This is a genomic window from Streptomyces lusitanus, assembly GCF_042647945.1.
Classification (GTDB): domain Bacteria; phylum Actinomycetota; class Actinomycetes; order Streptomycetales; family Streptomycetaceae; genus Streptomyces; species Streptomyces pseudogriseolus.
In genome coordinates this window covers 45,904-61,413 of sequence record NZ_JBHRWL010000031.1, presented here as the reverse complement: position 1 = coordinate 61,413, position 15,510 = coordinate 45,904, and the positions used below count along the sequence as shown (strand labels likewise).

Genomic DNA, 15,510 nt, shown 5'->3' with positions numbered 1-15,510 from the left:
CATGTCTCTGCTCACTGTCGACGAACTGACCGTCACCTTCGGCGGCCGCGGCCGCAAGGAGTCCCGGGCGGTCGACGGCATCTCCTTCGAGGTCGACCAGGGCCAGGTCGTGGGCCTGGTCGGCGAGTCCGGCTGCGGCAAGTCCGTCACCTCCCTGGCCCTGATGGGCCTGCTGCCCGCGAAGGGTCTCACCATCGGCGGCCGTGCCGAGTTCGACGGCACGGACCTGTTCACCATGAACCCGTCCGCACGCCGCGACCTGCGCGGCAGCGAGATGGCGATGATCTTCCAGGACCCGCTGTCCTCGCTGAACCCGGTCGTCCCGATCGGCGTGCAGGTCACCGAGATCCTGGAGCGCCACCGCGGGATGAAGGGCGAGGCCGCCCGCAAGGAGGCCGCCCATCTGCTGGACCGGGTCGGCATCCCCGACCCGACCCGGCGGCTCAAGGAGTACCCGCACCAGCTCTCCGGCGGTATGCGCCAGCGCGCGCTGATCGCCATGGCGGTGGCCTGCGCCCCGCGCCTGCTCATCGCCGACGAGCCCACCACGGCCCTCGACGTGACCATCCAGGCGCAGATCCTGGAGCTGCTCAAGGAGCTCGTGGACCAGGAGGGCACCGCCCTGCTGATGATCACCCACGACCTCGGTGTGGTCGCCGGCCTCTGCGACCAGGTCAACGTGCTCTACGCGGGCAAGGTCGTGGAGTCCGCCGGGCGCCGCGAGGTGTTCGCCCACCCCACCCACCCCTACGCGCACGGACTGCTGGGCTCCATCCCGCGGCTCGACGCGCCCCGGGGCGAGCCGCTCAACCCCATCCGCGGCTCGATCAACGACCGCATCGCCTGGGCCGACGGCTGCGCCTTCGCGCCCCGCTGCGACCGGTACGAGATGGGCTGCCTGACCGGCACCCCGCAGCTCGCGGAGCCCCGCGCGGCCGGTCACCAGGTGCGGTGCGTCAACCCCGTACTCGACGACGCGAAGGCCGAGGAGGTCCCCGCATGAGCCTGCTCGAACTGGACGGCGTCAAGGTCCACTTCCCCATCAAGAAGGGCCTCCTGTTCGACCGCACGGTCGGCCACGTGTACGCCGTGGACGGGGTCTCCCTGAAGGTCGAGGCCGGCGAGACCTACGGTCTGGTCGGCGAGTCCGGCTGCGGCAAGACCACCCTCGGGCGGTCGGTGCTGCGGCTGGTGGACATCACCGACGGCTCGGTCGTCCTCGACGGCACCGACCTGGCGAAGCTGCCGGGCGAGGAGATGCGCCGCTTCCGGCGCCGGCTCCAGATGGTCTTCCAGGACCCGCTGGGCTCCCTCAACCCGCGGCAGAACATCGAGTCGATCCTGTCCGAGGGCATGATCGCCCACGGCATCGGCAAGAACCAGGAGGAGCGCCGGGAGAAGATCAAGGCCATCCTGGACAAGGTCGGCCTGCCCTCCAACGCGCTCGCCCGCTACCCGCACGAGTTCTCCGGCGGCCAGCGGCAGCGCATCGGCATCGCCCGCGCCCTCGTCCTCGAACCGGACGTGATCATCTGCGACGAGCCGGTCTCCGCGCTCGACGTGTCGGTCCAGGCCCAGGTCATCAACCTGCTGGAGGAGCTCCAGGAGGAACTCGGCCTGACCTACGTGGTGATCGCCCACGACCTCGCGGTGGTCCGGCACATCTCCGACACGATCGGCGTGATGTACCTGGGCGCGCTGGTCGAGGAGGCGCCGAGCGACGCGCTCTACGCCGAGCCGAAGCACCCGTACACCAAGGCCCTGATGTCGGCCGTGCCGGTGCCGGACCCGGAGGTGGAGGACAAGCGCGAGCGGATCCTCCTCACCGGCGACCTGCCCTCGCCGGCGAACCCGCCGACCGGCTGCCGGTTCCACACCCGCTGCCCGTGGGCCCAGGCCGAGCGCTGCTCGACCGAGCGCCCCCAGCTGCGGGACATCGGCGGCGGCCACCGGGTGGCCTGCCACTACGCCGAGGACATCGCGTCCGGGAAGCTCCAGCTGACCAAGGGCGAGGTCGTGTCGGCGACGCGCGAGGGCGTCGACGACAACCCGACGGAGGACACGCCGGAGGCGGAGACGCCGGCGGCCGAGGCTCCGGCGAAGATCCCGGCGCAGAAGCGGAAGCCGGCGGAGGCCGCCGAGGCGGAGGAGCCCGCGGAGGCCGAGAAGGTCACGGAGGCCGCCGAGGCGGAGAAGCCCGTCGAAGCCGAGGACAAGGCGGCGAAGGCCGAGAAGCCCGCCAAGGCCGAGAAGCCCGCCAAGGCCGAGGACAAGCCGGCGAAGGCCGAAGCGGCCAAGGCTTCCCCGAAGCCCGAGGCTGCCGACGAGCCCGAAGCCTCCGAGGAGCCCGAGAAGGCTGTCTGATCGGCGTCAGAAAGAAGCCCTCGCCTTGCTTTGCAAGGCGAGGGCTTCTTTCTACGCCACAATATGCAAGTGCTTCAGCAACTGTTCAGTCCGTCCGTCCTGCACACACTCGACCTGATCGGCATCTTCGTCTTCGCCATCTCCGGCGCCCTGCTGGCCGTCCGGAAGAACTTCGACGTGTTCGGGATCGCCGTGCTGTCCGAGATCACCGCCCTCGGTGGCGGTCTCTTCCGCGATCTGATCATCGGCGCCGTCCCGCCCGCCGCGTTCACGGATCTGGGGTACTTCGTCACCCCGCTGCTGGCCACCGTCCTCGTCTTCTTCCTGCACCCGCACGTCGAGCGCATCCAGAGCGCCGTCAACGTCTTCGACGCGGCCGGCCTCGGCCTCTTCTGCGTCGTCGGCACGACCAAGGCGTACGACTACGGGCTCGGCCTCACCGCGTCCGCCTGTCTGGGCCTGGCCACGGCGGTCGGCGGCGGCGTGCTGCGGGACGTGCTCGCCAACGAGGTGCCCTCGCTGCTGCGCTGGGACCGCGACCTGTACGCGGTGCCCGCGATCGTCGGCGCGGCCATGGTCGCCCTGTGCCTGCGCTTCGACGCGCTCAACCCGGTGACCAGCACCACCGCCGCCGTGACCGCCTTCGTGCTGCGGCTGCTCGCCATGCGGTACCACTGGCGGGCGCCCCGCGCCTGGCACCGCCGTTCGACGGTCGCGGAGGAGCAGCCTCCGTCCTGAGGTACCGGGCGGTGCGGCCGCCCGACGCTCACGGGGCGAACAAAGCTACCGCTTAGTACTATCTTCTTGTACTGTTCAGCCATGCCAGAAGCAGCCTCCGCCCAGGCCATCCGGGCCGTCATCGGTGACAGTGAGTTCGACCGCGACACCGCGCTCACCGCGCGGGAACCCGGCGTCTACGACATCGACCTCTCCGCCGGCTGGACGATCATCAACGCCGTCAACGGCGGTTACCTGCTGGCCGTCCTGGGCCGCGCGCTCGGGGACGCGCTGCCGCACCCCGATCCGTTCACCGTCTCCGCGCACTACCTGACGGCCTCTCGGCCGGGACCGGCGGTCGTCCGCACCGAGACCGTCCGCACCGGGCGCACGCTGTCCACCGGGCAGGCGTCCCTCTTCCAGTTCGACGAGCAGGGCGACGAGGTGGAGCGCATCCGGGTCCTCGCCTCCTACGGCGACCTGGACTCCCTCCCCGACGACGTCCGTACGACCGCCGCGCCGCCCGCGCTGCCGCCGATGGACCAGTGCTTCGGTCCCGAGGACGGCCCCGCCCCGGTCGACGGAAGCTCCGAGATCGCCGGCCGGCTGATGCTGAAGCTCGACCCGTCGACCCTCGGCTGGGCCCTCGGAAAGCCGTCCGGCAAGGGCGAGATGCGCGGGTGGTTCGGACTCGCCGACGGCCGGGACCCCGACCCGCTGGCGCTGCTGCTCGCGGTGGACGCGCTGCCGCCGACCGCCTTCGAGATGGGCCTGACCGGCTGGGTGCCGACGGTCGAGCTGACCGTTCACATCCGCTGCCGCCCGGCGCCGGGCCCGCTGCGCGTCTCCATCACCACCCGCAACCTCGCGGGCGGCTTCCTGGAGGAGGACGCCGAGGTCTGGGACAGCGCCGACCGCCTCGTCGCGCAGTCCCGCCAGCTGGCCCGGGTGCGGCTGTGACAATCAGCCCCTCCGGCGATTGAGGAGCGGGCGCCCCGGGGGCAGCGCCCCCGGGACGATGGGGTCCCCCCGCTCGAGCGAAGCCGAGAGTGGGGGCGGGTAGGGGCGGAGGGGGCGAGAACCCCCTCACCCACCCCCACCCACCCCACCGTCCAACCAGTGCGCACGCCCGATCCCGATCAACCGCATCCGACGCACGGCCGTCCGGACCACCCGCTCCCGCTCGGCCCCCCTCACCGGGGCCTCCAACAGCGCTGAAGCGGTGACCAGCATCTGGTCCACATACAGCTGAGCCAGCATCACCAGATCCTCCTCCCCCCACCCCGCGGACACCGGATCCTCCGCCAGCGCCTCCGCCACCTCCACGGTGAACAGCGCGAGCTGATCCCGTATCGCCTCCCGCACCGCCCGCACCCCGCCGTGCCGCTCCCGGGCGATGAACCGCACATGCGCCGGATGCGCGTCGACGTGCCCCGCGATCAGCTCGACGGCCCGCGCGACGCGTTCCTCACCGTCCCCGGTCGTGGACACGATCGTCCGGATCATCGGATGCAGACTGCCCAGCGCCTCCTCCACCAGCGCCACGCCCAGGTCCTCGACCGACCGGAAGTGCCGGTAGAACGCGGTCGGAGCGATCCCGACGGCGCGCGTGACCTCCCGCAGGCCCAGGCTGCTCAGGCTCTGCCCCTCCAGCAGTTCGAGCGCCGCGTCGAGGAGCGCCTGCCGGGTCTTCTGCTTCCGGGCGTGCCGGATGCCGGACGTGTGACTCATGCCATGCAGTTAACAACTGTTCTCCCACATTGCAAAGCGGGTGGACGCGTTAGACTCGAAAGTCAGTGAACAAGTGTTACTACAACCGTTCACCCGATCTGGGGGTCCGACCCATGCTGTTCCTCGTCGCCGCGCTTCTGCTGCTGGGCGTCGTCCTCGGCGCCGTCGCGCACGCGCCGCTCACCTTCTCCGTCGCCGTCGGCGCCGTCATCGCCGTCTGGCTCGGCGTCTTCGCCCTGCGCGAGCACCACGGCCGCGACCGCGGCACCTCCACGCACTGACCCGCGCCGCCCACCTCCGACCAGCATCGACCGCAGGAGCCGATCACCATGCAGCTCACCGCACCGGCCGGCCGCCGCACCGGGATCCGCGACACCGACGGCATGGCCGTCGCGTCGTTCGTCCTGGGCCTGCTCGGCCTGCTCGTCCTCAACGTCTTCCTCGGCCCCAGCGCCATCGTGCTGGCGTCCGTCGCCCTGTGGCGGGGCACCGCCCGCCGCGGTCGCGCCCTGCTCGGCCTGGGCCTCGGCGTCGCCGACCTCGTCGTCCTGGCCGTGCTCATGCAGGCGGACGGCACGATCTCCTGGAGCTTCTGACCGGGCGCCCCGCCGGAGCCCGCCGCAGCGGCGCATACCGGCCACCGGGATCGATGTGCCGTGCACCGGGCCCCGTAGAATCGGCCCCACCATGGCTTACCTCGACCACGCCGCGACCACCCCGATGCTGCCCGAGGCGGTCGAGGCGCTCACCGCGCACCTGGGCGTCACCGGCAACGCCTCCTCCCTGCACGCGGCCGGCCGCCGCGCCCGGCGCACCGTCGAGGAGGCCCGCGAGACCCTCGCCGAGGCCCTCGGCGCCCGCCCCAGCGAGATCGTCTTCACCTCCGGCGGCACGGAGGCCGACAACCTCGCCGTGAAGGGCCTGTACTGGGCGCGCCGCGACGCCGACCCGGCCCGCACCCGGGTCCTCGCCAGCCCCGTCGAGCACCACGCCGTCCTCGACGCCGTCGACTGGCTCGCCACGCACGAGGGCGCCACCGTCGAGTACCTCCCCGTCGACGCCCACGGCCGGGTCCACCCCGACGCGCTGCGCGAGGCCATCGCCCGCGACCCCGACGACGTCGCCCTCGCCACCGTCATGTGGGCGAACAACGAGATCGGGACGATCCTGCCGGTCGCCGAACTCGCCGCCGTGGCCGCCGAGTTCGGCGTCCCCCTGCACTCCGACGCGGTCCAGGCCTTCGGCCAGGTCCCGGTGGACTTCGCCGCGTCCGGGCTCGCCGCGATGACCGTCTCCGGGCACAAGATCGGCGGCCCGTACGGCATCGGCGCCCTGGTGCTCGGCCGCGAGCACACCCCCGTGCCCGTGCTGCACGGCGGCGGCCAGGAGCGCCACGTCCGCTCCGGCACCCTCGACGTGCCGGCGATCGCCTCCTTCGCCGTCGCCGGACGGATCGCCGCCGAGCAGCGGGAGCGCTTCGCCCTGGAGATCGGACGCCTCCGCGACGACCTCGTCGCCGCGGTGCTGGAGGCCGTCCCCGACGCGCTCCTGGGCGGCGACCCCGCCCCCGGCGGCCGGCTCCCGGCCAACGCCCACTTCACCTTCCCCGGCTGCGAGGGCGACTCCCTGCTGCTCCTCCTGGACGCCCAGGGCATCGAGTGCTCCACCGGCTCCGCCTGCACCGCCGGCGTCGCCCAGCCCAGCCACGTCCTCCTCGCCACCGGCACCGACCCCGACCTGGCCCGCGGCACCCTCCGCTTCTCCCTCGGCCACACCTCCACGGAGGCCGACGTGGCAGCCCTCGCCAAGGCCATCGGCCCGGCGGTGGAACGGGCCCGGGCGGCCGGGCTGACGTGAGCCGTCGGTGACCTGGCCGGAGCGGAGTTCGTGCACGAGGGGGACGGGATCATGCGGCAGACGTACACCCTGGACCGCTGGGAGGACCGGTCGGGCCATCGGCTGACCTGGACGTTCGGATACCGGGGAACGGCGGGGGAGTTCGGGCGGATCGAGGTGGTCCACCCGGCGAGGCGGCACGGCGACCGTCATGTCACCGAGGTCAGCGGCGACACCGTCCCGACCACCTCCTTCGACGGCTGGGCCTACGGACGCAAGCCCTCCCTCCACATGGCGCGGCTCAGCATCGGCGGGACCGGAATCCGGATCAAGCGCAACCGCTGGGCGCAGACCAGAGCCGGACGGGCTCTGCGGATGCGGGCCGCCGGGCGGGAGTACCGCTATGTCGCGACCGGCCGACGGCACCGCGACCGCGCCCTGATCCGCGACGGCGTCGAGATCCGGACCGGCCGGCACGGCAGCGGCGCGCGGAAGAAGGCCACCCTCACCGTCCTCGGCCCGGCCGACGCCACCGACCTCGCACTGGCCGCCGTGCTGATCGGCGTCGACACCCGCAACCTCAGCCGGGGCGGTGCCGTCCGCGCCTTCCTCAACAGGTCGCTGGACTGGCTGGAGATCTTCCAGTGACCGCGTGACCGCGAGGCCGTGGGGATGTCCCGGACGTTGCCTAGCGGGCCGTGGACGACGGGGAGCCGGAGGGGGCGGCACGGACGGTGCCGGCGCGGCGGACCAGTGTCATGTAGCGGTCCCAGTCCCAGTGGGGGCCCGGGTCCGTGTGATCCGTGCCCGGGACCTCGACGTGGCCGATGATGTGCTCGCGGTCCACGGGTATGTCGTAACGGGCGCATATGCCGGCCGTCAGGCGGGCCGAGGCCGCGTACATCTCGTCGGTGAAGTCCTCGGGGCGGTCCACGAAGCCCTCGTGCTCGATGCCGACACTGCGCTCGTTGTAGTCGCGGTTGCCCGCGTGGTACGCCACGTCCAGCTCACGGATCATCTGCGTGATCCGGCCGTCCTTGCCGACGATGTAGTGCGCCGCCGCCTTGTGCCCCGGGTCCTGGAACGCCCGCACCGCGCTGTCCAGGCTGCCCTGCGTGACATGCACGACCACCATGTCGATCCGGAAGTCGTCCGGCCGGTCCGCGCCACGCCAGTTGGCGTCCGAGGCCGCCACCCAGCGGGCGCCCGCGAAGTCGACCGCGCCCGGGGTGCGGGGCTTGTCCACGCCCGGCAGCCGCCACCACAGCCGCGCCAGCTCGTCGCGCGCCAGCGCCGCCGTCCCCGCCGCTGCCGCGAGACCGCCCACGATCAGGGCGCGCCGCCCGATGCGCCGGTCGCCGTCCTCGGATGCTCCCTTGGCCCCCATGTGATCGTGAACGCATATCCGGCGGCCGTGGTTCCCGCGCCCCCGTACCCTGGAGGGGCTATGACTGACACCCCGCAGCGCACCCGCCCCCTCCGCGTCCTCGCCGCCATGTCCGGCGGCGTCGACTCCGCCGTCGCCGCCGCCCGCGCGGCCGAAGCGGGCCACGACGTCACCGGCGTCCACCTCGCGCTCTCGGCGAACCCTCAATCCTTCCGCACGGGCGCGCGGGGCTGCTGCACCATCGAGGACTCCCGCGACGCCCGCCGCGCCGCCGACGTCATCGGCATCCCGTTCTACGTGTGGGACCTCGCCGACCGCTTCCGCGAGGACGTCGTCGAGGACTTCGTCGCCGAGTACGAGGCCGGCCGCACCCCCAACCCCTGCCTGCGCTGCAACGAGAAGATCAAGTTCGCCGCGCTGCTGGACAAGGCGCTCGCGCTCGGTTTCGACGCCGTCTGCACAGGCCACTACGCCAAGGTGATTCTCCGCGAGGACGGCACGCGCGAACTGCACCGCGCCTCCGACCTGGCCAAGGACCAGAGTTACGTCCTCGGCGTCCTCGACGACCGCCAGCTCGCCCACGCCATGTTCCCGCTCGGCGACACGGTCACCACCAAGGAGGAGATCCGCGCCGAGGCCGAGCGCCGCGGACTCGCCGTCGCCAAGAAGCCCGACTCGCACGACATCTGCTTCATCGCCGACGGCGACACCCAGGGCTTCCTCGCCAAGCGGCTCGGCAAGGCGGAGGGCGACATCGTCGACGAGTCCGGCGCCAAGGTCGGCACGCACGAGGGCGCGTACGGCTTCACCATCGGCCAGCGCAAGGGCCTGCGCATCGGCACGCCCGCCCCCGACGGCAAGCCGCGCTACGTCCTCGACATCTCCCCGGTGACCAACACCGTGACCGTCGGCCCCGCGGACGCCCTCGACGTCGGCGCCCTCACCGCCATCCGCCCCCGCTGGTGCGGCGCCGCACCCACCGGTCCCGGCGCCTACACCGCCCAGCTGCGCGCCCACGGCGACGAGACCGAGGTGACCGCCGAACTCGTCGGCGAGGAGCTGCGCGTGCGCTTCGCCGAGCCGGTCCGCGGCGTCGCGCCCGGCCAGGCGGTCGTCCTCTACGACGGCACGCGCGTGGTGGGCTCGGCGACCATCGCGTCGACGGAGCGGGCGACGGCGGACGTGGCCTGAGCGGGCCGCGGGGACCGGGCGGTCCGCGGGGATCGGGCGGTCCGCGGGGATCGGGCGGCCCGCCCCGCGCGGCGCGTCACCGCGAGAAGAACTCCGCCAGCACCGGCGCCAGCACGTCCGGTTCGACCATGTGGGTCTGGCCCTCCAGGGTGCGGTACGCGCCCCGGGGGGCCGACTCCGCGATGGCCCGCGCCGCCTGACGCATCCACGCCGGGCTCGCGTCGCCCGCGATCGACAGCACCGGCACCCGGATCGACGCCAGCATCTCCCGCGGCACGCTCCCGTCGCCCATCACAGCGTCGTCGTACGCCAGGCTCGGCGCCAGCGCCTCCATGCCCGCCCACATCGGCGACTGCCGCGCACTGCTGATCACCGCGTCGTCCAGCCCGGTGAGCTGGAGGAAGAGCTCCACCGCGTCGCCCCGCCGCCCCTCCTCCAGGGCAGCGGCCAGCCGCTCGGTGTACCGGGCGCGCTCCGCGAGATCGTCCTCCGACATCGCGTACGGCGTCTCGTACACCGCGACCTGGCGCACCGGCAGCCCGCTCGCCGCCGCCCGCAGCGCCAGCGCGCCGCCCGACGAGACGCCGTACAGCGCCGCCTCGCCGCCGGTCGCCTCGATCAGCGCCGCCAGATCCTCCACCTCGCGCTCCACCGTGTACGGAGGCGTGTCGCCGCTCGCGCCCCGGCGGCGGCGGTCGTAGACCACCACCCGGAACCGTTCGGAGAGCGGCGCGGCCAGCGGCGCCACCGTGGCGCCCGTCGACATCGCGCCGCTGACGAGGACGATCGTGGCGCCGCGCCCGGCGCTCTCGTAGGCGAGGGAGGTGCCGTCGCGCGAGGAGATGTTCTGGTCCATGTCTCACCAGACTGCCGCACGGCACGGGAATCGTCGGTGAGGCGGGCGGCGCGTCCGCCGATCGCACCCCCTGCGCGGGGTCAGTCCACGTCCACCTCGTAGAAGCACAGGTGGTCCTTGATCGCGGCCACCGCCGGCTTCGGGTCCGGGTACGCCCACACCAGGTCAGGGGCGTCCGGCAGCGACCAGTACGACGCGGTCCCCTTGAACGGGCAGTACGTGTGCGTCGCGGACGGCGTCAGCAGGTCGAGCCGCACGTCCTCCGGCGGGATGTACCAGCGCGCGGGGCAGCCCGTCTCGTGCAGCACCAGCGCACGGTCGCTCTCCGCCAGCACCCGCCCGTCGCGCACCACGCGCACGTGCCGGTCGCCGGGCTCGACGGTGATGCGATGGCCTGTGGTCACGGCGTCCTCCTCGGTGGTCGGTCCACCCCCTACAGCACCCCTCGGAGCCGCCTTCTTCCCGGGCGTAGGCTGACGGCCGTGAACATCTGCGTCTTCCTCTCCGCCGCCGACCTCGACGACCGCTACACACGCCCCGCGCGGGACTTCGCGCGCCTGCTCGGCAAGGGCGGGCACACCCTGGTCTGGGGCGGTTCGGACGTCGGCCTGATGAAGGTCGTCGCCGACGGGGTGGAGGAGGCCGGCGGCCGGCTCTGCGGCGTCTCGGTGGAGTTCCTCGCGGCGAAGGCACGGCCCGGCGTCGACGAGATGGTGGTCGCCAAGGACCTCGCCGAGCGCAAGCGGCTGCTTCTTGAGAAGGCCGACGCCGTCGTGATCATGGTGGGCGGCACCGGCACCCTCGACGAGGCGACCGAGATTTTGGAGCTGAAGAAGCACGGCCACACCGACAAGCCGGTGGTGCTGCTCAACACCGCGGGCTTCTACGACGGGCTCAAGGAGCAGTTCCGCCGCATGGAGGACGAGGGCTTCCTGCCCCGCCCGCTGAGCGAGCTGGTCTTCTTCGCCGAGGAACCCGTCGGCGCGCTGGCCTACCTCGAGGAGAGCCTGGGCGTCGCCTGACCGCGCGGTGATGCGAGCATGGCCGTCATGGCTACACATGTGATCACCGGAGCCGGCTCCGGCATCGGCGCGGCCGTCGCGCGCCGCCTGCACGCGCGCGGGGACGACCTCGTGCTCCACGCGCGCGACGCGGGCCGCGCGAAGGAGCTGGCCGCCGAGTTCCCCGGTGCCCGCACCCTGGTCGGCGACCTCGCCGATCCCGACCGCCTGAGCTGGGCGTTCTCCCACCAGTCGCTGCCCGACCGGGTGGACTCGCTACTGCACGTCGCGGGCGTCGTCGACCTCGGCCGGGTCGGCGACCTCACCCCGAAGACCTGGCGCCACCAGCTCAACGTCAACCTCGTCGCCCCCGCCGAACTGACCCGCCACTTCCTGCCCCAGCTCCGCGCGAGCCGAGGCCACGTGATCTTCGTCAACTCCGGGGCGGGCCTCAGCGCCCACGCCGACTGGTCCGCCTACGCGGCCTCCAAGCACGGCCTGAAGGCCCTCGCCGACTCCCTCCGCGAGGAGGAGCACGCGAGCGGCGTCCGCGTCACCACGGTCTACCCCGGCCGCACGGCAAGCCCCATGCAGGCCAAGGTCCACCAGCAGGAGGGCAAGGACTACGACCCGTCGAAGTGGATCGACCCGGAGTCGGTCGCCACGACGATCCTCATGGCCCTGGACCTCCCGAAAGACGCGGAAGTCAACGACCTGACGGTCCGCCCGGGACGCTGACGCTTTCCGGCCGGTTCGCACCATCAGCCCGTCCGGCACCCTCCAGCCCCTCCGGCGCTTGAGGAGCGGGGTCCGGGGCGGAGCCCCGGGGACGGGGCACCACTCAGCCCGTCCGGCGCTTGAGGACGAGGCCCGAAGGGCCGAAGGGGGGTCCGGGGGGCGCAGCCCCCGGGGACGGGACGGGAAGGGGCGGCGGGGGCGAACCTCCCCCGCCCCCACTGCGTACGCTTCCCGTGTGACCGACACCCTCCACTTCCCGCCCGCCACCGGCATCGGCTCCCTTCCCGGCACAGACGCAAGAGAAGCCGCCAAGGCGGCCACAGGCAGCTTCGAGGACTTCCCCCACCTCCCCGAACTCCCCGCCCGCGGCCCCGGCGCAGACATGATCGGCCGCACCGCCGGCCTCCTCGTCGAGCTCTACGCGCGCGTGGAGCCCAGCGGCTGGCGGATCGGCGACCGTCCCGGCCGGGACACCCGACGCGCCCGCTCCTGGCTCGGCGAGGACCTCGACGCGCTGGAGGAGTTCACCCAGGGCCACGAAGGGCTGCTCAAGGTCCAGGCCGTCGGCCCCTGGACCCTCGCCGCGTCCCTGGAGCTGAGGAACGGCGAGGCCGCCCTCTCCGACCCCGGCGCCTGCCGCGACCTCGCCGCGTCCCTCGCCGAGGGCCTGCGCCTGCACCTGGACGAGGTGCGCCGCCGCGTCCCCGGCGCGCGGCTCGTCCTCCAGCTCGACGAACCGTCCCTCACCGCCGTCCTGCGCGGGCAGGTGAGGACCGCCAGCGGCTACCGCACCCACCGCGCGGTCGACCGCCAGATCGTCGAGGCGGCCCTCAGGGACATGATCGCCGTGCACGACGGCGGCCCCGTCGTGATCCACTCGTGCGCGCCGGACGTCCCGTTCGCCCTGCTGCGCCGGGCGGGCGCGGCGGGCATCTCGTTCGATTTCTCCCTCCTCACCGAGCGTGACGACGAGGCGATCGGGGAGGCGGTCGAGGGCGGCACCCGGCTGTTCGCCGGTGTCGTGCCGGGCACGGACGGCCCGTTGTCGGACCCTGCCGGTAGCGTCATGGGTGTCAGGACGCTCTGGCGCAGGCTGGGGCTGCGGCCGGGACTTCTCCCGGAGGCGGTCACGGTCACCCCGGCGTGCGGACTCGCGGGGGCGTCCCCCGGGTACGCGCGATCGGCCTACGCCCACTGCGTCCGGGCGGCGAGATCCCTCGCGGACAACCCTGAGTAACGGGAGGACACACGGTGGCCGGCGACAAGCAAGCGGAGACGACGAGCGTGCCCGCACAAGCGCGGGAGCAGCACGCCACGCTCGCCGAGCAGATCGAGGAGCACCGCTTCCGGTACTACGTGAACGACGCGCCCGTCGTCAGCGACGCGGAGTTCGACCGCCTGCTGCGGCAGCTCGAGGAGCTGGAGGAGCGCTACCCGGAGCTGCGCACGCCCGAGTCGCCGACCCAGAAGGTCGCCGGGTCCTACGAGACGGAGTTCACCTCCGTCGAGCACCGCTCCCGGATGCTCTCCCTGGACAACACCTTCAACGACGAGGACCTCGCCGCCTGGGCCGACCGCGTCCACCGCGAACTGGGCGAGCAGACCTATCACTTCCTGTGCGAGCTGAAGGTCGACGGCCTGGCGGTCAACCTCACCTACGAGCGCGGCCGGCTGGTCCGAGCCGCGACCCGCGGCGACGGCCGCACCGGTGAGGACATCACGCCCAACGTCCGCACCATCGCCGAGATCCCCGACCGCCTCGCCGGCGACACGGTGCCCGACGTCGTGGAGATCCGCGGCGAGGTCTACTTCCCGATGGAGAAGTTCCAGGAGCTCAACGCCCGGCTGGTGGAGGCCGGCGACAAGCCGTTCGCCAACCCGCGCAACGCGGCGGCCGGTTCGCTGCGCCAGAAGGACCCGCGGGTCACCGCCACCCGCCCGCTGCACATGGTGGTGCACGGCATCGGCGTGCTCGAGGGCTACAAGGGCCTGACCCGGCTCTCCCAGGGGTACGGCCTGCTGAAGGAGTGGGGCCTGCCGACCTCCCCGCACAACAGGGTGGTCGACGACCTGGAGGGCGTGCGGGAGTTCATCGCGTACTACGGCGAGAACCGGCACTCCGTGGCGCACGAGATCGACGGCGTCGTGGTCAAGCTCGACGAGATCCCGCTCCAGGGACGCCTCGGCACCACCTCGCGCGCCCCGCGCTGGGCCATCGCGTACAAGTACGCGCCGGAGGAGGTCAACACCAAGCTGCTGAACATCCGGGTGGGTGTCGGCCGCACCGGCCGGGTCACCCCGTACGCGCAGGTCGAGCCGGTGACGGTGGCCGGCTCGGAGGTCGAGTTCGCCACGCTGCACAACCAGGACGTGGTCAAGGCCAAGGGCGTCCTGATCGGCGACACGGTGGTGCTGCGCAAGGCCGGCGACGTCATCCCGGAGATCCTCGGCCCGGTCGCCGACCTGCGGGACGGCAGCGAGCGCGAGTTCGTGATGCCGTCCGAGTGCCCCGAGTGCGGCACGCCGCTGCGGCCGATGAAGGAGGGCGACGTCGACCTGCGCTGCCCCAACGCCCGTGCCTGCCCGGCCCAGTTGCGCGAGCGGCTGTTCTACCTGGCCGGCCGCAAGGCGCTGGACATCGAGCACTTCGGGTACGTCGCCGCCGCCGCCCTCACCGGCCCGCTGGAGCCGAAGGAGCCGCCGCTGAAGGACGAGGGCGACCTGTTCGACCTCACCGTGGAGCAGCTGCTGCCCATCAAGGCGTACGTCCTCGACCAGGACAGCGGACTGCCCAAGCGGGACCCGAAGACCGGCGAGGAGAAGATCGTCACGGTCTTCGCCAACCAGGAGGGCGCCCCGAAGAAGAACGCCCTGGCGATGCTGGAGAACATCGCGGCGGCCAAGGAGCGCCCGCTGGCGCGGGTGCTCACCGCCCTGTCGATCCGTCATGTCGGCCCGGTGGCGGCGGAGGCGCTGGCCCGCGAGTTCCGCTCCGTCGACCGCATCGAGCAGGCCACCGAGGAGGAGCTGTCGGCCACCGAGGGCGTCGGCCCGACCATCGCCGCGTCCCTCAAGGAATGGTTCGCCGCGGACTGGCACCGGGAGATCATCCGCAAGTGGAAGGCGGCCGGGGTCCGCATGGAGGACGAGCGGTCCGGCGAGGACGAGGGCCCCCGCCCGCTCGAAGGACTCACGGTCGTGGTGACCGGGACGCTGGAGAACTTCACCCGGGATGGCGCGAAAGAGGCCCTCCAGAACCAGGGCGCCAAGGTGACCGGATCGGTGTCCAAGAAGACGTCGTTCGTGGTCGTGGGCGACAACCCCGGTTCGAAATATGACAAAGCGGTGCAGGCGAAGGTGCCGATCCTGAACGAGGACGGATTCGTCGTGCTGCTGGAGCAGGGGCCCGAGGCCGCGGCCGACGCCGCTCTTTCGGCCGAGGAGTAGCGGTTGAAGGCCACCCGATCGGCGCATACCAGATGCATACGGGTGGCTGGGGCGCATTCGGGCAACCGTCGGCGACCGGTGCCCGTACAGGCCTTCCGCGGCCTACTGTTGAGATGTGCGCCTGCCGTGCCCAGTTGCGGTCGGGGCAACCCCCGTACCCGTGACGGGTCCGGGGAAGGGCTTTCCACGGCGGAGCCGCTGAGGGATGTCGGGCATCGGGCCGCGTGGCGTGGGCACCGCCG

Annotated in this window: 17 protein-coding genes; 13 read left to right on the top strand and 4 right to left on the bottom strand. The window is 72.6% G+C overall.

The window, feature by feature from the left end; all coding sequences use genetic code 11:
- Position 1 precedes the first annotated feature (1 nt).
- The 4 genes from ACFOSY_RS31520 (at position 2) to ACFOSY_RS31505 (ending at position 4,041) form a co-directional block, all read left to right on the top strand.
- A complete protein-coding gene (locus ACFOSY_RS31520) occupies positions 2-1,003 on the top strand; it encodes an ABC transporter ATP-binding protein (protein WP_394313533.1) in 1,002 nt (333 codons plus the stop codon).
- Complete coding sequence (locus ACFOSY_RS31515) at positions 1,000-2,364, top strand: ABC transporter ATP-binding protein (protein ID WP_394313531.1); 1,365 nt, start codon at positions 1,000-1,002, stop codon at positions 2,362-2,364. The genes ACFOSY_RS31520 and ACFOSY_RS31515 overlap by 4 nt, the downstream gene beginning before the upstream one ends.
- A gap of 69 nt (positions 2,365-2,433) precedes the next feature.
- Positions 2,434-3,102: a trimeric intracellular cation channel family protein gene (locus ACFOSY_RS31510; protein WP_394313528.1), complete on the top strand. Its 669-nt coding sequence runs from the start codon at positions 2,434-2,436 to the stop codon at positions 3,100-3,102.
- 81 nt (positions 3,103-3,183) lie between these two features.
- Complete coding sequence (locus ACFOSY_RS31505; RefSeq protein WP_394313526.1) at positions 3,184-4,041, top strand: thioesterase family protein; 858 nt, start codon at positions 3,184-3,186, stop codon at positions 4,039-4,041.
- A gap of 126 nt (positions 4,042-4,167) precedes the next feature.
- Here the strand turns inward: ACFOSY_RS31505 and ACFOSY_RS31500 are convergent, their stop codons facing one another.
- On the bottom strand, positions 4,168-4,812 hold the full coding sequence (locus tag ACFOSY_RS31500) for a TetR family transcriptional regulator (protein ID WP_394313524.1): 645 nt from the start codon (positions 4,810-4,812) through the stop codon (positions 4,168-4,170).
- A 113-nt stretch (positions 4,813-4,925) separates the two neighbouring features.
- Here ACFOSY_RS31500 and ACFOSY_RS31495 point away from each other — a divergent pair, with 113 nt between their 5' ends.
- The 4 genes from ACFOSY_RS31495 (at position 4,926) to ACFOSY_RS31480 (ending at position 7,296) form a co-directional block, all read left to right on the top strand.
- Positions 4,926-5,093, top strand: a complete 168-nt coding sequence (locus ACFOSY_RS31495) for a hypothetical protein (protein WP_394313521.1) — start codon at positions 4,926-4,928, stop codon at positions 5,091-5,093.
- A 48-nt stretch (positions 5,094-5,141) separates the two neighbouring features.
- On the top strand, positions 5,142-5,408 hold the full coding sequence (locus tag ACFOSY_RS31490; protein WP_225655242.1) for a DUF4190 domain-containing protein: 267 nt from the start codon (positions 5,142-5,144) through the stop codon (positions 5,406-5,408).
- Positions 5,409-5,499: 91 nt separating this feature from the next.
- Positions 5,500-6,669: a cysteine desulfurase family protein gene (locus tag ACFOSY_RS31485; RefSeq protein ID WP_394313519.1), complete on the top strand. Its 1,170-nt coding sequence runs from the start codon at positions 5,500-5,502 to the stop codon at positions 6,667-6,669.
- A gap of 51 nt (positions 6,670-6,720) precedes the next feature.
- The gene (locus tag ACFOSY_RS31480) at positions 6,721-7,296 is read left to right on the top strand and encodes a hypothetical protein (protein WP_394313516.1); all 576 of its coding nucleotides are present in this window, start codon (positions 6,721-6,723) and stop codon (positions 7,294-7,296) included.
- Between the two features lie 40 nt (positions 7,297-7,336).
- Here ACFOSY_RS31480 and ACFOSY_RS31475 read toward each other — a convergent pair whose 3' ends face one another.
- Positions 7,337-8,035, bottom strand: a complete 699-nt coding sequence (locus ACFOSY_RS31475; protein ID WP_394313513.1) for an N-acetylmuramoyl-L-alanine amidase — start codon at positions 8,033-8,035, stop codon at positions 7,337-7,339.
- A 60-nt stretch (positions 8,036-8,095) separates the two neighbouring features.
- Between ACFOSY_RS31475 and mnmA the strand changes: the two genes are divergently transcribed.
- Positions 8,096-9,226 carry a tRNA 2-thiouridine(34) synthase MnmA gene (gene mnmA, locus ACFOSY_RS31470; protein WP_394313510.1) on the top strand — a complete coding sequence of 377 codons (1,131 nt, stop codon included), beginning with the start codon at positions 8,096-8,098 and terminating at the stop codon, positions 9,224-9,226.
- A 76-nt stretch (positions 9,227-9,302) separates the two neighbouring features.
- Here mnmA and ACFOSY_RS31465 read toward each other — a convergent pair whose 3' ends face one another.
- Both ACFOSY_RS31465 and ACFOSY_RS31460 read right to left on the bottom strand, forming a co-directional pair.
- Entirely contained in the window at positions 9,303-10,082 is a 780-nt protein-coding gene (locus ACFOSY_RS31465; protein WP_394313508.1) for an alpha/beta fold hydrolase, read from the bottom strand.
- Positions 10,083-10,162: 80 nt separating this feature from the next.
- Entirely contained in the window at positions 10,163-10,486 is a 324-nt protein-coding gene (locus tag ACFOSY_RS31460) for a DUF427 domain-containing protein (RefSeq protein WP_394313506.1), read from the bottom strand.
- A 78-nt stretch (positions 10,487-10,564) separates the two neighbouring features.
- Here ACFOSY_RS31460 and ACFOSY_RS31455 point away from each other — a divergent pair, with 78 nt between their 5' ends.
- From ACFOSY_RS31455 to ligA, 4 genes are all read left to right on the top strand, one after another.
- Complete coding sequence (locus ACFOSY_RS31455) at positions 10,565-11,104, top strand: LOG family protein (RefSeq protein WP_225655236.1); 540 nt, start codon at positions 10,565-10,567, stop codon at positions 11,102-11,104.
- Positions 11,105-11,122: 18 nt separating this feature from the next.
- Positions 11,123-11,821, top strand: a complete 699-nt coding sequence (locus ACFOSY_RS31450) for an SDR family oxidoreductase (protein ID WP_394313502.1) — start codon at positions 11,123-11,125, stop codon at positions 11,819-11,821.
- A 235-nt stretch (positions 11,822-12,056) separates the two neighbouring features.
- Positions 12,057-13,058, top strand: a complete 1,002-nt coding sequence (locus ACFOSY_RS31445) for a methionine synthase (RefSeq protein ID WP_394313500.1) — start codon at positions 12,057-12,059, stop codon at positions 13,056-13,058.
- Positions 13,059-13,072: 14 nt separating this feature from the next.
- Positions 13,073-15,268 (top strand): NAD-dependent DNA ligase LigA, encoded by a 2,196-nt coding sequence (gene ligA / locus ACFOSY_RS31440; protein ID WP_394313497.1) that lies wholly within the window; start codon positions 13,073-13,075, stop codon positions 15,266-15,268.
- Positions 15,269-15,510 lie beyond the last annotated feature (242 nt).

What these genes read in the sequence shown, in the direction of transcription:
- ACFOSY_RS31520 (WP_394313533.1), top strand. Translation starts at nt 2, where the DNA reads ATGTCTCTGCTCACTGTCGACGAACTGACCGTCACCTTCGGCGGCCGC.
- ACFOSY_RS31515 (WP_394313531.1), top strand. Translation starts at nt 1,000, where the DNA reads ATGAGCCTGCTCGAACTGGACGGCGTCAAGGTCCACTTCCCCATCAAG.
- ACFOSY_RS31505 (WP_394313526.1), top strand. Translation starts at nt 3,184, where the DNA reads ATGCCAGAAGCAGCCTCCGCCCAGGCCATCCGGGCCGTCATCGGTGAC.
- ACFOSY_RS31500 (WP_394313524.1), bottom strand. Translation starts at nt 4,812, where the DNA reads ATGAGTCACACGTCCGGCATCCGGCACGCCCGGAAGCAGAAGACCCGG.
- ACFOSY_RS31495 (WP_394313521.1), top strand. Translation starts at nt 4,926, where the DNA reads ATGCTGTTCCTCGTCGCCGCGCTTCTGCTGCTGGGCGTCGTCCTCGGC.
- ACFOSY_RS31490 (WP_225655242.1), top strand. Translation starts at nt 5,142, where the DNA reads ATGCAGCTCACCGCACCGGCCGGCCGCCGCACCGGGATCCGCGACACC.
- ACFOSY_RS31485 (WP_394313519.1), top strand. Translation starts at nt 5,500, where the DNA reads ATGGCTTACCTCGACCACGCCGCGACCACCCCGATGCTGCCCGAGGCG.
- ACFOSY_RS31480 (WP_394313516.1), top strand. Translation starts at nt 6,721, where the DNA reads ATGCGGCAGACGTACACCCTGGACCGCTGGGAGGACCGGTCGGGCCAT.
- ACFOSY_RS31475 (WP_394313513.1), bottom strand. Translation starts at nt 8,035, where the DNA reads ATGGGGGCCAAGGGAGCATCCGAGGACGGCGACCGGCGCATCGGGCGG.
- mnmA (WP_394313510.1), top strand. Translation starts at nt 8,096, where the DNA reads ATGACTGACACCCCGCAGCGCACCCGCCCCCTCCGCGTCCTCGCCGCC.
- ACFOSY_RS31465 (WP_394313508.1), bottom strand. Translation starts at nt 10,082, where the DNA reads ATGGACCAGAACATCTCCTCGCGCGACGGCACCTCCCTCGCCTACGAG.
- ACFOSY_RS31450 (WP_394313502.1), top strand. Translation starts at nt 11,123, where the DNA reads ATGGCCGTCATGGCTACACATGTGATCACCGGAGCCGGCTCCGGCATC.